Genomic DNA, 20655 nt, shown 5'->3' with positions numbered 1-20655 from the left:
CGGCGAGCCGGGGTTTTTCGTTCTGTCTGCCAGAAATGACAGTTTAGGCTTTTGCTTTTGGCGGACGACCGCGGCGAGCAGGGGCCTTTTTAGCGGCAGCAGACTTAGCCGGACGGCCAGGCTTCTTGGCTGCAGCAGATTTGGCCGGACGACCCGGTTTCTTGGCTGCGGTCTTGGTAGCCGCTTTCTTGGCTGGGCGACCAGGCTTTTTCTTGGCTGCAGCTTTGGTTTTAGCGGCGGCTTTCTTGGCTGCAGCTTTGGTTTTTGCAGCGGCTTTTTTGGCAGCAGCGGCAGCTTTCTTCTTCTCTGCAGCGGCTTTCTTCTTGTCAGCAGCGGCTTTCTTCTTGGCGGCAGCAGCGGCTTTCTTCTTCGCAGCAGCAGCCTTCTTCTTGGCAGCAGCCGCGGCTTTCTTGGCAGCAGCGGCAGCTTTCTTCTTGTCAGCAGCAGCTTTCTTCTTGGCGGCAGCAGTAGCCTTCTTCTTCTCAGCCGCGGCTTTTTTCTTCTCGGCAGCGGTCAGCTTCTTGGTGATCGCAGCTTCTTCTTTGGCAACAGCCTTGGCCACCTTGGTTGCCAGCTTGTTGTCGGCGCTGATGGTTGCCAGAGTGGACTTGGCATCCGTCGCTACGGCCTTGGCGGCAGTTGCGGCCTTCTTGGCGGTGGCAGCGGCGGCCTGGGCGGCTTTCAGTTGCTTCTGCTGAGCTGCAGACTTCTTCTTCGCGCGAGCCGCTTTTACCTTGGCCTGTGCTGCGGCGGCTTTTTTGGCAGCCTGATCAGCATCTTTAGCGGCCTTGTCGGCTGCTTTTTTGGCATCGGCTTCCTGGCTGCTACGGGCTTTTTCCAGTTGGGCTTTCAGAGACGCGAGTTCCGCCTCTAGCTTTGCTACGTCACTTACCTTAGCTACTTTTACCTTGGCTACTTTAGCCTTGGCGACTTTAGCTTTAGCTGAGGCGACTTTTTTACGTCCGGCCATAAAATATCCCTGTGTCTAAATTTAGTATTTAGGTGTTATTTTGGATGAGTGGAATTCATCGCGCTAATTGCAGCTTATTTATATACTTGAATGCAAGTGTTTTAGGGGCGTTTTTACTCTGTAATGAATAAATTTAAGGCTTTTTTTACCTTTCTCGCGTTTATTTGGTTAATGAGCTGTGGATTTCTGGCTATTCACGGCTTTTTATCGGATTCGCGCGGTGTCAGCAACGCAGCCTGGTTTGGGTTATTAATTAATAGCTGGGCACTGCCCGTATGGATGTTGCTGCGTTATCGGTTTAGCGGAAACTTTACTGGTGATATCCGAGAATCGGGCGCTTTTACCGCGGTACTGCTGGGGTTGGCTATTGTATTGCTGACAGATACCGAGCGCGGATGGCCGATTTATCTGGCGATCTTCAACCTGTTTGTTTTATTGATCTATCTCTACCACCTGAGCGCCTTGTCGCACCCGACACTGCCCGCAGTGAATTCACTTTTCCCCTCGCTTGGGATTGTCGGCTCGGGTGAAGGAGTGCCTGAAGGCGTGAGTGAAAATGAGGAAAAAGAGCACTGGCAGGCTGTGGACTATTGTCGCGAAAATCAATTGTCGGGTGTGCTGCTGGTATTTTTGCGGGGCAGCTACTGTGCTGACAGCCGCAATCAGGTGCACCATTTGCGCACTTTGTTGCCAGAACTTCAGCGGCGGAATGTCGGCCTGGTGTTCTGGAGTACACAGCCGGTGAGGAAGTGGTCGCAGAGTTTGCTTGGCTTGAACGTTGGACAATTGTCGGGAGCGGACACGCAAAATGCTCCTTTTGTCGCCCGGTGTGGGGCGCCGTTTCTGTTACAGCCGTGGATTCGGGATGCAGCCCGCCCCAGTGCCTGGTTGCTTGATGCCGAGGGATATATTCTCTGGCGGGAGTTGTCGGTGAACTACCGGGTGCCGGTTACGGCGGAATTCCTGCGAAGCCAGCTCTTCCGCGTTGAAGACTAGTGCGGCTAATGGGGCCTAGTGGAGGTTGGTGAGGAGTCGTATTCAGGTCGTAAGGAGTAATACAGCAGCAGGTCGAAATGGCGACGGAAGAATTGCCATCGACAGTGACGTAAAGCTGAAGTGTTTAATACCTTGATAGCTCACAACCTTGAGAGCCCTCAGCGCCAGGTATCAAAACACGAGGTATTAAACCGAGCGCTCAAAAGCAGACACCGATAAAAGGCACCGATAACAGGCACTAATAAAAAAGGCGTATCGTGTATCGCGATACGCCTTTTCTGTTTTCCTTCTGCTCTTCCGGCTGGCCTAGAGAGGGCCCTATAGAGAAAACTAGAGAGGACCGTAGGGCAGATAGCGGTTATCGGAGTGCTCTCGCAACCAGAGTAATTGTGCTCGAGCCAGCGGCGCCTTGCGCTGGCGCAGGGCTTTGGCAAGCGGTATCACCGGCGATTCGGCACCACCCTGCCAATCCGGCAGTTGCATTTCTGCGAGGGTGAAAAACCGGATCAGGCTCCAGATTTGTGCATCTTCCCAGTGGGCGGCTTCTTCCAGCCACTGGTTTGCCGCCAGCCCTGCCAGCCAGTTAGCGTCACGCAGTGAGGCTTCGAAGCCGGTCAGATCGGGCGCGCTCAGATCTGGATCAGTGGCTGCTTCGGCCTTTGTGCCGACGGCTTCCATCGCATGCATAATCTGCTGCAACAGTGATTGGTCGATTTCCTTTCGCGATTGATCGTTGGAAGCTTGATTAGCTGGCTCCCAGGCGCCGACACTCATAATCACTCCTATATATGAAGGCATAGCCGTTAGTTGGTGGCGGATTATACCCGCAGGCAGGTTTGCGTGCTGTCGCCGGGTACCCTTGGTATTGCCGGGTGGTGTTATCAGGTGGTGTTATCGGGTAACTGTGCCCTTAACGCCGCGATGTTCACCTCAAATTGCTGCGCTGATACCGCGGCCAGCACGGAAATTCACCGAGTTAATAATACCGAGATGGATGGCGGGCGCGGAATTTAGCATAATCCCCCATATTCTTGCGGGTTTTCGGTCAGGTCTGTGGCGGCTGACCCGGAGGGGTACATCTGAGTTAACCATTATTTCCTTGGGGGTTACGTGGATTACATAGATCAGCCGATTGCCGCGCGCAAGCGCATTGCACTGGTGGCACACGACAACCGCAAGGCGGGCCTGATCGAGTGGTGCCGCAAACATCGGGGAACCCTGGAGCAGCATCAGCTGCTGGGTACCGGTACTACCGGGAGCCAGATAGAGGCTGCTACCGGAATGGCGGTGGAGAAGCTGTTCAGCGGCCCCATGGGCGGGGACCAGCAGTTGGGCGCCAAGATCTGTCAGGGAGAAGTGGATATCCTTATCTTCTTCTGGGATCCCTTTGAGCCCATGCCCCATGACCCGGACGTCAAAGCGCTGCTGCGTATCGCAGCGGTGTGGAATATTCCGGTGGCCTGTAATGCCAGTAGTGCGGATATGATGATCCATTCCGAGCTGATGACACGCAGTTTTCCCCGGCAAGTACCTGACTATCAGGGCTATCTGGCCGCCCGGAAAGGGGAATTGGCTGTTTGATTTTTAAGCTTCCTCGCTGAGGCTTAAGTCTAAGTCATTGATTTTTATGGGGTAAATTTGGCGCGAAAAGGTTGCACTTGCATTGATGGCCATTTCCCGGCAATCTTCCCCACCTGATTAGACCGGGTAACCGGCGAATTCGTATTAAAAAACTGTACGGTGTTTTATGAGTAGACGACGCGGTAAGGCCGTAGAAGAAGAAAAGGCCGATATTGATCTGACGCCCATGCTGGACGTCGTGTTCATCATGTTGATCTTCTTCATCGTGACGGCATCCTTCGTAAAAGAGAAGGCGCTGGACGTAAACGTGCCCGATCCTAATGAGACTGAAAACACGCCGCCGAATCCGGACAAGCAGAATATTCTGCTGACCGTGAATTCAGCTGACGAGATCTGGATGGGTGCCAACCGTATCGACAGCCGTGCAGTACGTGCCCGTATTGCCCAGCTCTTTGCGGAAAACCCGCAGGCGATTGTGATTGTACGCGCGCACAACAAGTCCAGCGCGGACACCTATGTCACCATCGCTGACGCCGCGAAAGAAGTGAATCCGAATATTCAGGTTTCACTGGTACCTTACGAAGACAAATAAGTTTTTACAGGTCCCGTTTCTCGCAGAAAAAAGCCAGCTTTATGCTGGCTTTTTTTGTGCCTGATTTTTCGCTCTAGATGTTCGTTCTAAATGTTTGGGCTAGTAGTGCTGTGGCAGGCCCGTCCAGGCCCCGGCCGGCGGAGGTTTCGCCGGCCGGGGCCTGGAGCTGAGGGGAGCTCAGAGTTCTGAGCGAATCGCCCAGAGATCCGGGAATACCGGCTTGAACAGGGTGGTCTGCAGGTAGCCCACGCCGCTGGAGCCGCCGGTGCCCATTTTGCTACCGATGGTACGCTCGACCATCTTCACATGCCGGTAGCGCCATTGCTGCAGGGAGGTATCGATATCCACCAGGGCTTCACAGATATCGCTGACCAAGGGGTCGTTGCGGTAGACGTCGATCAGAACCTTCTGTACGGCGTGGGATGGCGGGGCAACCTGGCTGAAGTCGCGGTTCAGCTCGGCGTCTGGTATCTCGTGCCCCTCGTGGCTGAGGAAGCGCAGGAATGCGTCCCACAGGGTGGGGGCCTCCAAGCGTTTCTGCAGGCGCTGGTAGTGCTCAGAGCCCGGCTCGTAGTTGCTGAGCTTTTTCGCATCCTTGGCACCATACAAGAACTCCAGCTCGCGAAACTGGTAGGACTGGAAGCCGCTGGCCGTGGACAGGCGATCGCGGAAGGACGAGAACTCCAGCGGCGTCAGCGTCTCCAGAATATCGACCTGCTGAATCAGGGTGCGGTAAATGGCATCCACACGCTTGAGGGTGTGTAGCGCCCGGTTGCGTTCGCCAGCGTTGAACAGGCGCACCAGGAAGTCGAGTTCGTGCAGTAATTGCTTGAACCACAGTTCGTAGCTCTGGTGAATAACGATAAACAGCAGTTCATCGTGCTCCGGCCCCTCGGACAGGGGGTGCTGGCATTGCAGCAGTTCATCGACTTTCAGGTAGGAGCTGTATGTGACCGTCATGGCTGGCGTATTCCTGTTTGACACCCCGACCGAAATGTCTGTACCGGTATCAGGGGTTTTGTGAATCTGAATTTGCTTAAAATTGCATAACCTTGGCCACATTATAAGGTCTGGCTGTGCCTTTTTGGAAAAGCAGTTTTTGATCGAATACCTGTACTTGCGTACCCAGGCCCCTTCCAATCCGTAACCCAAAATGATCGATTCGGACCTCGTGCTAGAGGGTAGGGTGGCTACACTAGACACCACTACAGAGATGACCGGCGTGTGCAGCCTTGTTTCATCGCAACAGACGTCACACAGACAGAGATAACGACAGAATACGCGGAGCCCCTTATGCAGAGCACATGTGCAGAAATTCAGGCCCAGGTTACCGATCGGGTACTGGAGATCACCATCAACCGCCCCGAGCGCAAGAATGCACTGACCATGGCGATGTACTCGGCAATGGCAGATCTGCTGAACAGCGCCGCCACTGACCCGGGGATTCGGGTAGTGATCCTGACCGGGACCCACAGTGGCACCGGCGGTATGTTTACCAGCGGCAATGACCTGACGGATTTCCTCGGTGGATCTGCCAGTGGCGAGGAATCTCCGGTTTTCCAGTTTATGAAGGCGCTGTACGAATTCCCCAAACCGGTGATCGCTGCGGTCAGTGGCGTCGCGGTAGGCATCGGTACCACATTGCTGCTGCACTGTGATTTATCCATTGCTGATGACAAGGCGATCTTTCAGATGCCCTTTGTGAATCTGGGGCTCTGCCCTGAGTACGCCTCCAGCTTCCTGCTGCCTCGCATCATGGGGCACGCCAAAGCCTCGGAATTGCTACTGCTGGGTAAAAAATTCGATGCCCAGACGGCGGCCGATGTGAATATTTGCAATGAGGTGGTCTATTCCGGAGAAGCGCTGGGGCGGGCTCGTGAATACGCGCGGGAGCTGGTCACCAAGGCGCCGGAAGCGGTGCGCCTGACCAAAAAGCTGCTGCGCCAAGGTACCTTTGAAAAGGGGATAGAGGTTATCCGCGAAGAGGCGGGTCACTTCCAGGCGCGATTGCAATCCGCGGAATTTCGCGAGGCGGCCACCGCATTCATGGAGAAACGGCCTGCAGATTTCTCCAAGTTTGACTGAATGCGCTCTAGTAACAGGGGGCTATTGGTTGCGTTATGAGCAATAGCGCAATCCGTATTAGTTGGGATTTATAATCTTTAAAAGGTCGCCTTAAGGCGGCCTTTTTTCTTTCTATTGGATGTCAGTGGTATTTATTTCCAATAGTTTGAACTGATTTGGGTTTTTGTGGCTTGTTAATGGCCGGGTAGCTATTTTACTGTTACAAAACGGACATGATTATCAATTCGCGAATCGGGTACACTCCTAGCTGTTTGGCCACAATCCGCCGGTGGCTCCGCTGACGATATGTACAGTAATACGATATGTACGGTAAATAGGTTCAGCAAATAAGATCCAAAACGGTCGGTGCTTCTAATTCGCATTCGCGCAGGTGTTCTGCCGCAACCTGGCTTTCAGGACCATGAATACAGAAATTCGCTTCCCCCTTTCTCTGTCCGCAATACCCCTGATCCTGTGTGTCTCACTGTTCCTGGCTGTGCTGCTCATGCCTGCGGTGACCGTGGGACAAGTGGTTACGGATACCCAGATTGGCGCAGCGCTTACCGACATCCGCACGGTGGAGAACGGCAGCCAGCGCACCGGGCAGGCCGCCATCTGGCATGATGCCAGCGATCAGGCGGGCCTGGAGGACGCGCAGCGGGCTCTGGCGGCAGGCGACTTTCAGCCGTTGAACAGTGCCGGGTCCACTGGGCTGAAAAAGGGGAGTTACTGGTCCTACTTTGTTCTCCGGAACACCACGGCAGAAAGTGTCAATCTGAACCTGGAATATGTGGATCACCAGCTCATTCACCTGCAGGCCTACGCACAGCGTGGGCCAGCTGCGGAAAATTCCAGTTTTGCTGAAATTGCGCGTATGGATATGGGGGCCCCTTTTGCCACGCGACCGGTGTTTCACAATCGTTTTGTGGTACCGGTTACCATGGCCCCTGCGGAATCCGTGGCTTTTCTGGTGCGTTTTGACTCGGAAGAGGCCGGCTTTGTGTTCCCGTCCATGCGAATCTGGACACCGGAGCAGCTGAACAAGGTCCATACCGGAGAAACGGCAATCCTGTCGTTCCTGTTCGGCGGAATTGCCCTGATTTCCATTTTTGCCCTGATCGTAGGTCTCACCACCGGGGAAATCAGCTTCTTTGCTTATTTTGGTTACGGTCTTTCGAAAATCGTCGCCTGGGGCACAATTCTCGGATTTACCCATCAATACCTGATTCAGAATGAATTCCACTGGAGCTATATGTCGGCTGCCGGTGCGGTCAGTATTCTCTGTGGTGTGATTTTTGATCGCCTGTTCCTGCAGACCCGCAAATATACCCCGAAGCTGGATTACATCCCGATCCTGATGATCATCAATGCTGGGGTGCTGCTGGTCAGTGCCTTGCTGCAGATCAAAGCGGTAGCGCTGATCAGTATTACCCTGGCGCTGTTGCTCTACCCTGCGGTTACCGTGATCGCGCTGGTGCGCTGGCGACAGGGCTCCAGTGAAGCGGTGGTTTTTGCTGTGGGCTGGACACTGTTGCTGTCCGGGCTCTTCTACCAGGCCCTGCGGGATCTGGGTTATGTCGAGCACAACCTGGTGAATTACTACCTGCCGCCGCTGAGCTCCTTCATAGAAATGATCACAATCATGGCCGCGATGGGAATCAAGTTACGCCGTTTGCGCATGCAGGGGCTGGAGTCTGAGCGACAGTACCGTCGCCACCTGGAGCAGTCGAAGGTCAAGCTCGAAGGGCTGGTGCGCGCGCGAACGGAGGAGCTGGAAAAAGCCAAGCAGCGGGCGGAGCTGGAAGCGCGCACCGACCCTCTCACGGGGATCCGCAATCGCCGCAGCTTTCTTGAGGACGCCGCACTTTGTGCCAAACGGGCCGTGCGCAAGGGAGAGCCGGTCAGTTTGTTGATGTTTGATATCGATCACTTCAAAGCCATCAACGACAACCACGGCCACGGCATTGGCGATGAGGCCCTGCGGGAGTTCAGCCGTACCATCCAGACCAAAATTCGTGAAACCGATGTCTTTGGTCGTTTGGGCGGGGAGGAGTTTGCCCTGCTGATTACCGAGACCAAGCCGGATTCCCTGCACACCGCGGAGCGTTTGCGGGACAACATCGCCGCCATTCGTCTGGAGTGTCCGGCGGGCAGCCTGCAGTTTACCTCCAGTATCGGCGTGGCCCACGGCGATGGCCTGGAGAGCGGCAAGGCTGACAGTGTGTATAGCATCGAGCAGTTGCTTCGTCAGGCCGATCATGCCCTCTACTGCGCGAAAGAGCGCGGGCGGAACACGGTAGTGGAATATACCCCGGAGAGTGTCGGTACAGTGGAAGAAACGGGGCGTGTGGTGACGGGTGTCGTTCATCCCGAGCCGGCTTGAAAACGCTGCTCGATTAGGCGGGCAATCTTGACAATTACCCGTTTCAAAAAAGGGACAGCCAAATGGCTGCCCCTTTTTTTTGACCAATCGCGGTAGGTAACTTGCTATTGAACAATCTTGATCCACTCACCAGCTTTGGGTTCGCCACGGGGGTAGTAACCATTCAGCAACCGTAATTGCTCTTCCGCGTATTCGCCGATTTCCATATGGCGAGCGAGGGACGAAAAGGTGGTTTTATCATTGGCCTGCACATAGCGCACCCGCTTGATATCCGGTTGCACCACATCCGTTTTGCGCAGTGGACGGAAGCTGCGAATACTGGTCAGGAACAGATTGTCGTATTGCGAGGCCGCCTCGGTATCTTTGGGTTTTTCATTCACCTTGCCCTCCAGAATGTACTGGCGGCTGCCGTAAAACAGAACGGCGACACGGTCCGGTGTGTCGGCATTTTCCAGCGGCAGTTTTCCGGTATGCCCCTCCAGCTGATATTGGTTGAGCGCCTCATCCTGTTCCAGGGTGCGTACATCGTAGACACCGCGCAGGGCCATATCCGCAGGCTGATTGCCATCCCGCTTCGCGACCTTGATGGTGATACTCGCAGACTTATCGGGGGCAGTTCCCACAATTGCACTGCGTTGATTTTCTACCGCCCACCCCTCGGGGAACAGCAACGAGAAGCCAAGGCTCTTGTGATTGAAGCGATTCTTTTCACTCTCCTGCACATTGGTACCGTACACCAGGCCTTCGGTTTTCTCGCGATAGTATTCCACCTTGGTAATTTTCTTGTCTTCCGGCAGGTCTCCTGCGGCCTCGACCACTTCCCGCAGGCGGATGTCATTACGGGGGTGGGAGGAGAAAACGCCGTGGTAGGTCGTCTGTTTTTTACCTTCTACACGTGCGCGGCGGCGGGCAAAGGTTTCCTGATCCTTGAGCAGGGCGATTACATTGATCATGGATTGGGGATCGTAGCCGGCGTTGTACAGATACTGGGCACCGAAGCGGTCTGCTTCCAGTTCCATATCGCGACCGTAGCCCTTGACGGCGGCGGTGCTCCACAGGTTGGTGACATCTCCCACCACACCACTACCGGTCACCAGTACCGAGAGTACCGAAGCAACCCCGGCGCCGGTGGCAGCGGTTTTCTGGCGCACCGCGTGGCGGGCGGTAATATGCCCCACCTCATGGGCCAGAACTGCGGCCATTTCTGCTTCTGACTGCAGATAAGTCAGCAGTCCGCGGTTGATATAGACATAGCCGCCGGGCAGTGCGAAGGCGTTGATGTCCTGGCTGTCGATGATGGTGAAGTGGTAGGTAAGGTCGGGCCTGTCACTGGCCTTGGCAACCTTTTGCCCGACGTGCTCTACGTAGGCCGTAAGAATAGGGTCATTGTAAACCGGGGTGCTGGCGACCAGCTTCTCGTGCATTTCGCGCCCGATCTTGATTTCCTTTTCTTCCGACATCAATACCAGGTCCGGCCGGTTGGTGGCTGGATTAAATGCGCAGCCAGCTGCAGTTGCCAGCAGGATGGCTGCCAGTAGTTTATTGAGTGTGTGCATCTGGGGCTCCTGTCGTTATTGTCTCCAGTGAGGGGGCGCCGCGTTAGCGGCTGGCGGATTGTGGTGGCAGCAAAAATTCCTGCAGCTGTGCCGCCATGCCTTTACAGGCATTGTTCTGTACTCGTGCAATCAGCGGGATAGGTACGACAATGGCAGGCATATAGGAGGTACCCTGGGCATCGGCGCTGATTTTTCCGGACAACTCCTGGTCGCGGAAATCCCAAACCGATGCTTCGTAATCGGACTCCTTGTCCCAGGTACCGAAACCGAAACAGCCGGCGCCGGCAGTACCAATAGAGCAACCGATGGAGCCGGCACTGGACGTGGTCTCGGTGGAACCGTCAATCCAGACAATGTATTTCACCCCGTATTTCTCCATGCGGTCGCGCACATCAGGAATATCCATCAAGCGACTCAGGGATTTGATGTGCATGGGCGCGGTGCGCGGCTCAAACCAGGGGTAGAGCGCGTCCACAAACTGCTGTTCGGGAATGATATTGACCCCGGCCTTGGGGTTGTGGAGGGTATTGCCCACACAGGAAATCAGGTCTGGTTCGGTTTCGTAATCACTGGAATGACGGCGACCGAGAATTACCACGGAATCTCCCAGCGCCAGCTCGCCGGAACTGCGGCGATACTCATCGATTACCACGGTGGTACAACCACTGCTAAACAAAGCCAGCAGGGATAGGGAAAACATCAGGGTCAGAAACTTCACCGGTAGACTCCTTGGAACCTTGCTCCATTTTCGAGTGAGAAGCGGGCCGTTACCGCGCACCTCTCTATATGCCATTACTCGTTAATTTCCGTTTTCATGCTCAGGGCGCGCTGCTTATCGGCAATAAATGCCTGTAGTTCCGGCACCCGGTTAAAGCCCGTGTACAGGGTCGCACCCGCATCGCGCAGGGCTACATTGATGGCCTGAGCCAGTGCAGCCTCCTGTGACTTGAGGAAGGCGGTAGGGGTTTTTCCGTAGGCGGTGATCACCCATTCGGCCACAGAGTCGCCCTGCTGGTTGTAGGCGTGCATGTCGTATTTGATCCACACCTCGAAAATATTGACCCGGGTTTCCCGCGGCATGGTGAATTGCAGTTCGCGCACCTCCGGCACAATGACCAGGTCTAGTCCTTGTGGAAGGTTAGAAGGATACTGGGCGAGATTGATGGTCTCTTTAAACATGGAACCGAGTACGGTTTCGAACAGGTTTTTCTGTGCGCGCCCGGTGTCGATGTTCCACTCATCGCGGTCATCGCGATTTTCGCTATAGGTGAATTTGCGGAAGTCATCGCTCAGGTAGACACCCACCGTCAGTGGGTGTGGGCTGCCGATGGGTGCGGGAAATTCGCCGTCGACGGCAACGGTGTGCGCGCAGGCCGCCAGTAAGGTCGACAGCAGTGCTAGGCTTGCCAGTCGGCCGAGCCGGGTTGTTTTATTGATCGCGCCAAGTCCATTTAACAAGCGATTCATGATGAGCTCCAGGGCTTCTCTCTGGGGTTGCTGGCAACCCCTTTTCAATTGCATCCCGCTAACGGAAGTCGTTCAGTCCTACAAAGGTGCCGCCATTGCGATAGGTCAGCTCACGCATCAGGGCGGCAAATCGCAGGCCGGTGGTTTGCAGGTGTAGCGGCCGTGAAAACTGGATCGGGAAACCGATGGCGTGAATGCGCACCATACGTTCGTTTTCGCCTCGCTGCGCATTCACCCGGTCTACCGCCATCATCACGTTGCGGATCGATTTACCGGTAAACTCGTCACCCAATACATAGATGCTGATTTTCTTGTTGGGGTCGTAAAAGGTTCTGACCGCTTTCTGGATGCCTTCCACCGGGCTGGAATTACTGAAAGGGTTCCAGGAGCGCAGGCGATCTAGTACCGCCTTGCGACGTCCGGGTGTATCCGGAATCCACTTGTTGCGATAGTTGGAGAACATATAGTCCCCCATATCGTTCATCACCTGGATGCCCTTGACGTTGGGGTAGAGGTTCAGGGTGTTGACCATCTCCTCGATCATGCGGTCCCAGCCGTAGTTGAACATACTGCCGGAGGTGTCGATGATGAACAGCACATACTCGCTATCCACCGGGATACCACCGATGACATTGTTCTTGCGCTGGTAGTTCTCTCCCAGCAACCGTTTCATTTCCTCGGTCATGCTTTGCAGGGCGATGGTCAGTTCGCCTTTCAATTTGCCTTCTTCACTTTCGCCCTCGGTTTTCCTGGCGTACAGGGCTTGTAGGGTTTCCAGTTCGCCTTTCAGTTTGGCGATGCGTTTGGTTTCTATATCCAGCTGCTCTTTTTTGGCATTGAGGTCCCGGTTGAGAATGGTGGTCTCACCGCGGATTTCCGCCAGTTGTTCCTGTAGTTCCTGTACCTGGCCGTCCAAGTCAATTTCCGCTTCCTCAAGCACTATGGGTTCAACGGTTTTGGCGATCATCAGTAGCAAAACGATGGCGCCAAACCCGCAGCAGATGACGTCGAGGAAGGAGATGCTGAACTCTTCCTGTTGCCGCTTGTTGCGTCTCTTGCTCATGGCCAGTCCTTTGAGGGTGCGAGGAAAGAGCCCTGGGTTTCCATGGCCAGTTTCCAGTATTCACTGGCGGCGAAGGGGTCGCCTTCCATGGGGGCCAGGATCACATTGACCGGAATACTCTTGGGCAGTGCTTTGACCGCGCTGCGGAATAACTTGAGGCGCTCCTTGCCGGAAATTGTGTTGCCCCTGGGTGCTTTGAGCCCCTGTGTCGGCAGCCCGTCGGTGATCAGGATGATATTGTCCGGTAGTGGCGACATACTGTTCACGGCGTTAAAAATCCGCTCCAGGCTAGTGCCTTTTTCCGGGACTACGGTGTCGAGGGCCTTAATGACATTGTCCATCTGCCCACGGTCGTCCACGTTCAGCCAGCGGTCTTCGGTACCGACGATGGCGGCGCGAAACCCGGTATTGAAAGTGTAGATCTGGTACTGGCTGTCTTGTGGAAACTGCGACACCAGCCAGGACACTGTCTGTTTAGCGCGACGCCATTTTTCCGTGTCCCGTTTTACCGCGTCCGACATATTGCGCGTGCGGATCACTTTGATCAGTTCATCCCCCAGCATACTGGCGGAAGAATCCAGTAGTATCAGAATACGATCGCCGCCGAGGCGCAACCCGGTGAGGTATTGGCGGTCGCCATCGCCAACAAATTTGCGCACATTGTTGCCGAGCTTTTTGTTTTCTTCTTCCAGTTGCTTTTTCGCCTGTTCAAGCTTCTTCAGCTTGTCCTGCAGGCGCGCAATATCCATTTCATCGGTGCTGCTATCGACTTCGGCGATGTTGCCCTTGACCTCTTCAATCTGCTCCATGATGCGCCGCGCCAGCCCTTGGGTAGTGGCAAGTTCGTCGCTGGTGGTGTCCAGGGTGTTACGCGCCAGCACCATATGCTCGCGGCCGAACTGGACTTCTTCCTGCAGCAGGTTCACTTCTGCCGACAGGTCCAGGTTTTCAGCTTCGATGTCGTGGTCGGAGCCGTGTTTGATGATCAGAAAGATCAACGCCACGGCGCCGAAGCCGCAGGACATGATGTCCAGAAACGACAGGCTGAAGGTGGTAAACCGCCGGTTTTTACGCGCCATAGTGCTCCACACTGATCGCAGTAATTACGTCTTCAAAGTTCGCCACGCCGATGCGATCCCCTGCGGTGAGGTTGACGGGGGCGGCAATCTGCTCGCCGTTCAACATCAGCTCTGCTCCCGCATCTACCCGCAGGGCAAGGCGCCCGGCATGATTGGTGATGGTGGCTGCGGGGTGGCTGGGGGGCGTTGGCGTGACATTGAATTTCCCTTCCTGCCAGCTCACAAACAGCGGTTGCTGTGCCGCAAGGGCGCGATGGCCGTAGAGCAGGTGGGTGGCACCGGCCTCCGCGGCGGCATTCACCTGAATGGCAATTTCGTCGGCGGGTGCCGCGCTCACTACCGTAACCAGGCGCAGGTTGCCACTGTCGCTGTGAATTTCCTGCCAGCGCTGTTCTATCGCTTGAGCCACGGCATTGTGGGGCAACAGGTGAATGCGCTCTGCCAGTTGCGCGCCGCCGGGAATTTCCGCCCAGCGGTGTGAAACGAATACCACGCTGTTGGATTCCGCGAGATTTTCAATCATCGCGCGTACCCGGGACAGAATCGGCGTGCTCGCGTCCTGTAACTGGCGCAGGCTGACCTTGGCCGTGCGATCATCCAGTTCAGCCATCACCTCGCCCTGGCGCATGGCTTTGGCAATCCACTGGGGGAGCATGTCGTACAGTTGCTGTTCGGCTTCTGCAGAGTGCAGGGGGTCGAAGCGGCACTGCATGATGAAGGCATCGGTAAAAATTCGGGCCCAGGCCTCTTGAAAGTGCTGCAGGCCGGCGTCAGTAACCGTTTCTGCAATATCCAGTTCCGCTTGCTCGTGTACCGCAATGCGACTGACCAGCGTCTGGTGGCGGTGCAGTTCGATATGCAGGTGAATCCCCCGCGGTGCGCAACTGCCGATACAGGCGGTGGCGGTATCCACCAACGCCACTGAATTGAACGGACTTTCTTTTACCACGCCGAGCAGCAGCGCCAGCTGTTCCCGGGTAAAGTTGCCGGGTACCGCCAGGGCAATTTCATCCGGCAGGTCACACAGGCCGGCGATTTCTTTCAGGTGACAGAAGGCCAGGTCTGCATGATGGCGGCAACCAGAATTGTCGGACTTTACCGACTCCAGGCTGAGACGGCGCCAGAACTGGTGATTGACTTGTGTGGGATGGCTGCGGGCGCGCATCAGTGCGGCGGTGCCGGTTAAAATTTCGCGGTTGTTAATGATGGCTACCCCGGGGCTCTCCACCACTTCGTTGGTGCCATCAAAAATACGCAGGCCGCAGTCGTTGATTTCCAGTACACCTTTGCTCATGGGAGCTCCTGTTTAAGTGCCGGGTATCCGTTTCCCTGGATACCTGCGGATTGTTCCGGGGGGCGTTTCAGGTCGCCGTAATCGTGTTCGCCTCTGGCGTTAGCTGACTTTCAAAAAGCGCAGCAGTTTGTTGTCACAATAATTTTGGGTATCCAGCACCAGGCGTTCCTGCATCAATTGCAGCTGGTGGGTAAAGAACATGATCACGATACTGATCACCAGGGCGATAAACGTGGAGTTGAAGGCCACACCCAGGCTCACGGTTACCCCGGCGATATCGCCCTCTACCGCGCGGTGTGCTTGCGCCAGTGCCTCGCCGATACCGCGTACGGTGCCGATGAACCCGATGGAGGGGATGGCCCAGGTGATGTAGCGCACCATGGCCAGCTCGCTGTCGAGGCGATCCCCTTCGGTTTCACATACCTCTTTTACCGAGTTGGAAACGGCGGCCACATTGCGCGTCGAACCGAATCGCTGCAGTGCGGTGAGCAGTGCGCGGGGAAGCAGAAAATTGCGTTCCTCTTCCGGCAAGGCCTGTATCGGTCGCGACAGATCCCGGGCGTCTTCCGGCAGGATGGGGGTTCCCTCGCTCACATTCAGCAGTGCCTGGTCCAGCAGCTTGCGTTCGCGCATGCTGCGCCGGGCCTTCAAGCCCATAATGGCCATAGCCCAGAGCATCAGTACGAAACAGGCCTCCTGTTCGTAGTCGCGCATCACGATGTACAGCGAGCGCTGCTGTATGTAGGTCTCTCCGGCCTCTTCCCGGGCCATCTGCTCTGCGATCAGTGCATCGGCGTTGGGGCGGATAATGGCAACGTAAATGGCGTGTACCAGGATGATGGCCCCGAGCAGGGCAAACAGCTGGAAGACAAAATCTGAAGATTTGAATTTCATGGGATTTCCCGCTTTTTGTAGGGCCATTCCTTTGGCAAAGGGCCCGGGTATTGCTCTGTCTATTGATATTCGGTCTGTTAGTGTTCGGTCTGCGTTCTATCTGTGGTTGATCGTGGAGCTAGCTGCCGGTCCGATGGCAGCCAATTACCGGCTCCCCGGGTTAGATATCCACCGGGTAGGAGACCGCCAGGTCTTCCGATACTTCTTCCGATGCTTCGTAGCTATCGGCACTCTCTGCGCTTTGCGCCCGAATCTTGGGCGCAGGCTTTTTCTTGGTGACCGAGACTGGCTGCGCGATAACTTCCGTATTTGCCGTTTCTTCTGCGCTCTCTTTTACGCTCTCTTTTGCGCTTTCTTCTGTGTTCTCCTCGGCAATCAGTGCCGGCGCCGACAGCGCCAGTAGCAAGACGCCGGGCAGAGTGAAAACACGCGTTATCTTCAACATACTTTTCCTCGCCATAACCGTTGCTCCTGATATTGTCTGGAGACTGCCATTCAGGCCCGTTAATTAATCCAGCGCGCGACGCGGAAACCGATGTCGTCCCGGGGTTCGGCACCGTAGTCGCGGTAGGAGAGACGCAGCTCGGTGAGCCCCGCGTGCTTCCAGCTGGAACCGCGCACTACGTGGTAGTCGCCATCTTGCGGACCCACGGGGTTTTCCTCTTCTTTCAGGGACAGGCCGGTGCCGACGGTATAGAGATCGTGTATCCACTCCGACACATTACCGCCCATATCAAACAGGCCAATTGGGTTGGGGCTGAAGCTGGCAACCGGGGCGGTTGCTGCATAACGGTCGTTGTAGGTGCGCAGTACCGCGGGCACTATCTGGCCGGCGCTGCTGTCGGCGAAGTTGCCGGAGTTTTTGCCCACGGGTAAGGATTCACCCCAGGGGAATTTGCGCATGGCTCCGCGTTCGTACCGTGCGGCCCAGGCCCACTCTGCCTCGGTGGGCATACGGTAGCCATTGGCGCTGGCATCGAAGCCGACCACGCGCCCCCGTTCAGCCCGGTAAACCTCTTTCAAGCCATCGCGAGCGCTCAACCAGTTGCAGAAGAGGGCGGCGTCATTCCAGCTGATATTGACCACCGGAAGGCTGTCATTATCGAGGCTGACGCCATTGGTGTGGCTGGAGGAATGCATGCGCTGGTAGCGGCGATATTCGCGATTGGTAACCTCGGTGCTGCCGATATAGAAAGGCCGGGTCAGGGAAATCTTGCGCAACACTTCATTGGCGCGTCGGCCCTGTTCGCGGCGGGAGGAGCCCATGGTGAATTTTGCGTTGGGCCGCATGAGCAGCATTTTGCCGCCGGCACCGTGGGTAATTTCCGCAGCGACATTGCTCCAGCGTGCCTGTTCACCGGTCAGCAAAACCGCGCGCACGCTCTGCTTGAGTTTGCTGGAGGGCACGATGGTGGTGGTGTAATCCTCGTAGCCCGCCTTGCGCACGGTGATATTGTGGCTGCGGGTGGGCAGGGTGAAGGTTTGTCCCGCGGTACCGACGAGCTTGCCGTCGATAAAGACCTGGGCCTCTGCGGGGCTGCTGGTGATGGATACCTGGCCGAACACGGCGGTCAGCTCCACATGCATGTCCTGCAGGTCATCGGCCCGTACATCCACGGACCGTTCTACGGTGCTGTAACCATCCATAAAGAAGCGCAGCTGGTGACGGCTGTTGGACGCCAGTGACAAATCCAGCGGTGTCTGGCCGCGGTACTCGCCATCCACGGTAACACTCGCGCCAGGCGGGTTGCTGGCGACGCGCAGAGTGCCATCGGCCGCAGCGAGATCCACGGTTGCCAGTGTCTGGTCCACACCGGCAGTGACCGGTACCGGCAGTTGTACGGTTTTGTATTGCGGTAGCGATACCTCTACCACCCGATCCCCTTGCACCAGCTCCGCTGTCAGCGGCGTAGTGCCAAGAATTCGCCCTTCTACGCTAACGGTGGCGCCTGCAGGGGTGCTGGTGATGTGCACATTGGCCCAGGCGGGGCGCAGGTTGGCGGTGAGGGTCTGAGTGTTGTCCAGGCCTTCGATTTCAATTTCTTTGCTAAATGGCAGGTAGCGCTCGGTGAGAATGGTAATGCGCTTGCGACCGGCGGGAATGGATTCGGCCAGGCCTTCGCTGCTTTCCACTTCGGCGCCGTTGACCAGAACCCGTACCGGTACCTGTGGCTCTGTAACCACCCGCAGATGACCGGGCAGGCGCTCCAGGTTGACCGCATGGCGGCTGTTGCTGTCACTGCTGACTTCCACTTCGCCGCTCTGAGGCAGGTAACCGGTGGCGGATACGGTGTAGCTGTAGTGGCCCGGGAGAACCAGGTGGCCGTCGCCAAGGGCAAGAGCCATACCGCTGACGGAAACCTTCGCGTCCGCCGGCTGGGTTTCAAATATCAGTGAGCGCGCGACCAACAGGTAAATCAACATCAGTGCGCCGAGTAACAAACAGGTGGCGACGGCAATCGCTTTGGGGGAAAGCAGCAGTTTATTGCTACCGGAGGTCACCGGAGCAGGGGTAAATCCAATCGGCTGGATGACGGACGCATCTTCGTTGGCCGGCTCGCTGTCGCGAACGGGAACCGCTTCCTTGGCTGTCATTTATGGTTTCCTGTTACTGCGTACTTATTGATTTTCCGTAGGCTCTGTTTTCCGGACTTCCTTTGTCCTGGTCTTTGGCGCACCGGAACACTGCCGGTTCAGGTGGAGAGCCAAAGATGGAGCCGCGCATTTCAGCTTAGCCCGCTCTGGCGATTGCAGCCTGAACGGGGGCGTTTTTGGCGTTGATTTTTCTGTTTTCCCGACACTGGGGCGACACTTTCGTCCACTCCACCGAAACGCGCTCGCGCGTCGCAAAGGGGGAAAAAAGCTGGTACAAAATGACCATTGAGTGACAGAGGAAATGGTTGGCTGGTCAGAAAAATCAGCGGTGGAAGCCGCGGACAGTTACCTCAGAAAACCACAAGTCAGTGGTGAATCTGTGTGCTTTTTGATCTGTCCGCGGGGTGTGGGTTCAATGCTCAGGAATTATTGGCGCTGTTAATTTTTTCTGCACACTGAATGGTGACCGTAGGCGACTCACCGGTAGGATCAACGACAAACTCTTGTCGTACATCGCGGTATCCCTGGCGCGTGCCAACTGCGGTGTAGCGGCCTGGTTTTAGCGCTATCTCGCGCTCGGAAAAGTTACCCAGTTTGCCAACGTGGTAAATGGTGACCTGGGTGCTGGCATCCGATTGCAATAAAACCGTAATGGGTATCAGGGATTTCGTCAGTGCGGATTCGAGCGCGTCAATCTGGTTTTGTAGGCGTGGTGTGTCCGTCTTGAGCGCGCGCGCGTCCGCGAGAATTTTACGGGCATGCTTATTGCGCGCGCCCTGGCCCAGGGTGAGTGGATCTGCCAGCAGTTCCTGCAGCTGGTCGTCGAGTTTCGCGCGCGCTTCCGAGCGGGCTTTGCCAGTGAGTGCTTCCACCAGGCTGCTGTCCTGGGCAATCAGCTTGCGATATTTTTCTGCGGCCTTGTGCCACTCCTCAAGCTGCTCCTTTTCAGCGGCGCTGGCAAACAGCCGATCGATTTTGGCCTGGGCGATACCATTGTTGGCGTGGGCTATACCCACATCGGGATCACTGGCCTGCGGTTTCAGCTGCTTTGCCTTGGCGAAAAAGTTCTTCGCTTTGTCGAAATCATTGTTGGCGATAGCGCTATAACCGGCGGACATGGCTTCGCTATAGTCTCGTTCAAGAATTGCAGCGGTCACCTGTGGCAACAGTGCTTTTGCGGCTTCGGTATCACCATCGATACTCAGCGCCTGTTCCAGTTCGGCTTTGGCTGTATCCAGTGCATTGTCGGAAAAGGCCTCTTTACCGGCGGTAAAATGCGGCCACACCTCTGGCAGTAGCGCTGCGCGCTCCTTGCCTCTGGTGCCGCGCGGGTGCCCTTCGGAAATGGTCAGGACCAGGTCGAAGGCTTTGCTCGCCGCCGCGGCATCGCCGGTATCGAGAGCGCTGTGCCCGGCAGCCAGGTGTGATTCAATCCGCTCGGGAATGCTGTCGCGCAGCTGTTGCAGGCCGGCCAGTGCCTGGCGGTACTGTTCCAGCGCTTGCATGAATTTGCGCTGGCGGTAGATGCCATCCGCTTCTTCCGCCAGGGTGCGTGCGGCGAAATACTCTTCCGCCGCCCAGGTTTCCACTTTTCGTTCCAGCAGCTCTTCCTGCAATTGCAGAATTTCTTGCAGCACCTTTTGGACATCGCGGCGCTGCTGGGTGATTTCCGCTTCGCTAAAAGGCGATTCCTCTATTTTGTTCGCGAATTTTGCGGTTGTTGCCGTGCCTGATGCATCCTTGGCGACCGTTGCGCTTACCGGAATTTCTGGCGGCTCGACAACCTGGGGTAGCACCCAGAAGACGCCAATCAGGGCGGTCAGTGTGCCTACTCCGAGCAATATCGGTGTGAGCCTGCCACTTGCGCTGGACCGTTTTGCTTGAGCGGACTGGTTGGCCTGCGTGTTTCCCCCGGGGCTATCGGGCTGGGATTCACCGCCGAAGGAAAAGTCGGCGGGCTGAATATAAGACTGATCTTCCGATGATGGATCGCGGTGTTGCATGGTTTTTCCGCACTGTTCGCTGTTATTTTGCATTTACCGGCACCAAGTCCCTGGTGCCGGTACCGGGTCACAGATCTGGTTGCGGGCTGCCTTCCGACAGAAAAGGCAGCGCCCAGAC

18 protein-coding genes are annotated in these 20655 nt (G+C 56.2%); 5 read left to right on the top strand and 13 right to left on the bottom strand.

Annotation, left to right across the window (positions count from 1 at the left end; all coding sequences use genetic code 11):
- Positions 1–43: 43 nt before the first annotated feature.
- Positions 44–970, bottom strand: coding sequence for a hypothetical protein (locus tag GRX76_RS17470; RefSeq protein WP_236250454.1), 927 nt, complete (start codon positions 968–970; stop codon positions 44–46).
- A 123-nt stretch (positions 971–1093) separates the two neighbouring features.
- Between GRX76_RS17470 and GRX76_RS17465 the strand changes: the two genes are divergently transcribed.
- On the top strand, positions 1094–1966 hold the full coding sequence (locus GRX76_RS17465) for a hypothetical protein (RefSeq protein WP_160154470.1): 873 nt from the start codon (positions 1094–1096) through the stop codon (positions 1964–1966).
- A gap of 330 nt (positions 1967–2296) precedes the next feature.
- On the opposite strand, the gene GRX76_RS17460 is transcribed toward GRX76_RS17465, so the two are convergent.
- Positions 2297–2740: a hypothetical protein gene (locus tag GRX76_RS17460; protein ID WP_160154469.1), complete on the bottom strand. Its 444-nt coding sequence runs from the start codon at positions 2738–2740 to the stop codon at positions 2297–2299.
- A 336-nt stretch (positions 2741–3076) separates the two neighbouring features.
- Between GRX76_RS17460 and GRX76_RS17455 the strand changes: the two genes are divergently transcribed.
- Complete coding sequence (locus GRX76_RS17455; RefSeq protein ID WP_160154468.1) at positions 3077–3547, top strand: methylglyoxal synthase; 471 nt, start codon at positions 3077–3079, stop codon at positions 3545–3547.
- 166 nt (positions 3548–3713) lie between these two features.
- Complete coding sequence (locus GRX76_RS17450) at positions 3714–4139, top strand: biopolymer transporter ExbD (RefSeq protein ID WP_160154467.1); 426 nt, start codon at positions 3714–3716, stop codon at positions 4137–4139.
- A 177-nt stretch (positions 4140–4316) separates the two neighbouring features.
- On the opposite strand, the gene GRX76_RS17445 is transcribed toward GRX76_RS17450, so the two are convergent.
- A complete protein-coding gene (locus tag GRX76_RS17445) occupies positions 4317–5099 on the bottom strand; it encodes a tryptophan 2,3-dioxygenase (RefSeq protein WP_160154466.1) in 783 nt (260 codons plus the stop codon).
- Positions 5100–5432: 333 nt separating this feature from the next.
- Between GRX76_RS17445 and GRX76_RS17440 the strand changes: the two genes are divergently transcribed.
- Both GRX76_RS17440 and GRX76_RS17435 read left to right on the top strand, forming a co-directional pair.
- A complete protein-coding gene (locus tag GRX76_RS17440; RefSeq protein ID WP_160154465.1) occupies positions 5433–6224 on the top strand; it encodes an enoyl-CoA hydratase in 792 nt (263 codons plus the stop codon).
- 400 nt (positions 6225–6624) lie between these two features.
- The gene (locus GRX76_RS17435) at positions 6625–8586 is read left to right on the top strand and encodes a diguanylate cyclase (protein WP_236250453.1); all 1962 of its coding nucleotides are present in this window, start codon (positions 6625–6627) and stop codon (positions 8584–8586) included.
- A gap of 104 nt (positions 8587–8690) precedes the next feature.
- Here GRX76_RS17435 and GRX76_RS17430 read toward each other — a convergent pair whose 3' ends face one another.
- The 10 genes from GRX76_RS17430 to GRX76_RS17385 form a co-directional block, all read right to left on the bottom strand.
- Positions 8691–10142 carry a M48 family metalloprotease gene (locus GRX76_RS17430; RefSeq protein WP_160154464.1) on the bottom strand — a complete coding sequence of 484 codons (1452 nt, stop codon included), beginning with the start codon at positions 10140–10142 and terminating at the stop codon, positions 8691–8693.
- A gap of 43 nt (positions 10143–10185) precedes the next feature.
- Entirely contained in the window at positions 10186–10860 is a 675-nt protein-coding gene (locus GRX76_RS17425; protein WP_236250452.1) for a hypothetical protein, read from the bottom strand.
- A 74-nt stretch (positions 10861–10934) separates the two neighbouring features.
- A complete protein-coding gene (locus tag GRX76_RS17420; RefSeq protein WP_160154463.1) occupies positions 10935–11609 on the bottom strand; it encodes a hypothetical protein in 675 nt (224 codons plus the stop codon).
- Positions 11610–11667: 58 nt separating this feature from the next.
- Positions 11668–12672 carry a vWA domain-containing protein gene (locus tag GRX76_RS17415; RefSeq protein ID WP_160154462.1) on the bottom strand — a complete coding sequence of 335 codons (1005 nt, stop codon included), beginning with the start codon at positions 12670–12672 and terminating at the stop codon, positions 11668–11670.
- Entirely contained in the window at positions 12669–13751 is a 1083-nt protein-coding gene (locus tag GRX76_RS17410; protein WP_160154461.1) for a vWA domain-containing protein, read from the bottom strand. The genes GRX76_RS17415 and GRX76_RS17410 overlap by 4 nt, the downstream gene beginning before the upstream one ends.
- Positions 13741–15045: a hypothetical protein gene (locus tag GRX76_RS17405; RefSeq protein ID WP_160154460.1), complete on the bottom strand. Its 1305-nt coding sequence runs from the start codon at positions 15043–15045 to the stop codon at positions 13741–13743. The genes GRX76_RS17410 and GRX76_RS17405 overlap by 11 nt, the downstream gene beginning before the upstream one ends.
- 99 nt (positions 15046–15144) lie before the next feature.
- The gene (locus GRX76_RS17400) at positions 15145–15939 is read right to left on the bottom strand and encodes a MotA/TolQ/ExbB proton channel family protein (protein ID WP_160154459.1); all 795 of its coding nucleotides are present in this window, start codon (positions 15937–15939) and stop codon (positions 15145–15147) included.
- Between the two features lie 160 nt (positions 15940–16099).
- Positions 16100–16384, bottom strand: coding sequence for a hypothetical protein (locus tag GRX76_RS17395; RefSeq protein WP_160154458.1), 285 nt, complete (start codon positions 16382–16384; stop codon positions 16100–16102).
- A 59-nt stretch (positions 16385–16443) separates the two neighbouring features.
- The gene (locus GRX76_RS17390; protein WP_160154457.1) at positions 16444–18534 is read right to left on the bottom strand and encodes a PEGA domain-containing protein; all 2091 of its coding nucleotides are present in this window, start codon (positions 18532–18534) and stop codon (positions 16444–16446) included.
- Between the two features lie 419 nt (positions 18535–18953).
- Positions 18954–20570: a hypothetical protein gene (locus GRX76_RS17385; RefSeq protein ID WP_236250451.1), complete on the bottom strand. Its 1617-nt coding sequence runs from the start codon at positions 20568–20570 to the stop codon at positions 18954–18956.
- Positions 20571–20655: the final 85 nt, after the last annotated feature.

This window comes from Microbulbifer sp. ALW1 (assembly GCF_009903625.1).
In the GTDB taxonomy this organism is placed as follows: Bacteria; Pseudomonadota; Gammaproteobacteria; order Pseudomonadales; family Cellvibrionaceae; genus Microbulbifer.
The sequence above is the reverse complement of the archived record's forward strand: the minus strand, read 5'-3'. Positions and strand labels throughout refer to the sequence as shown.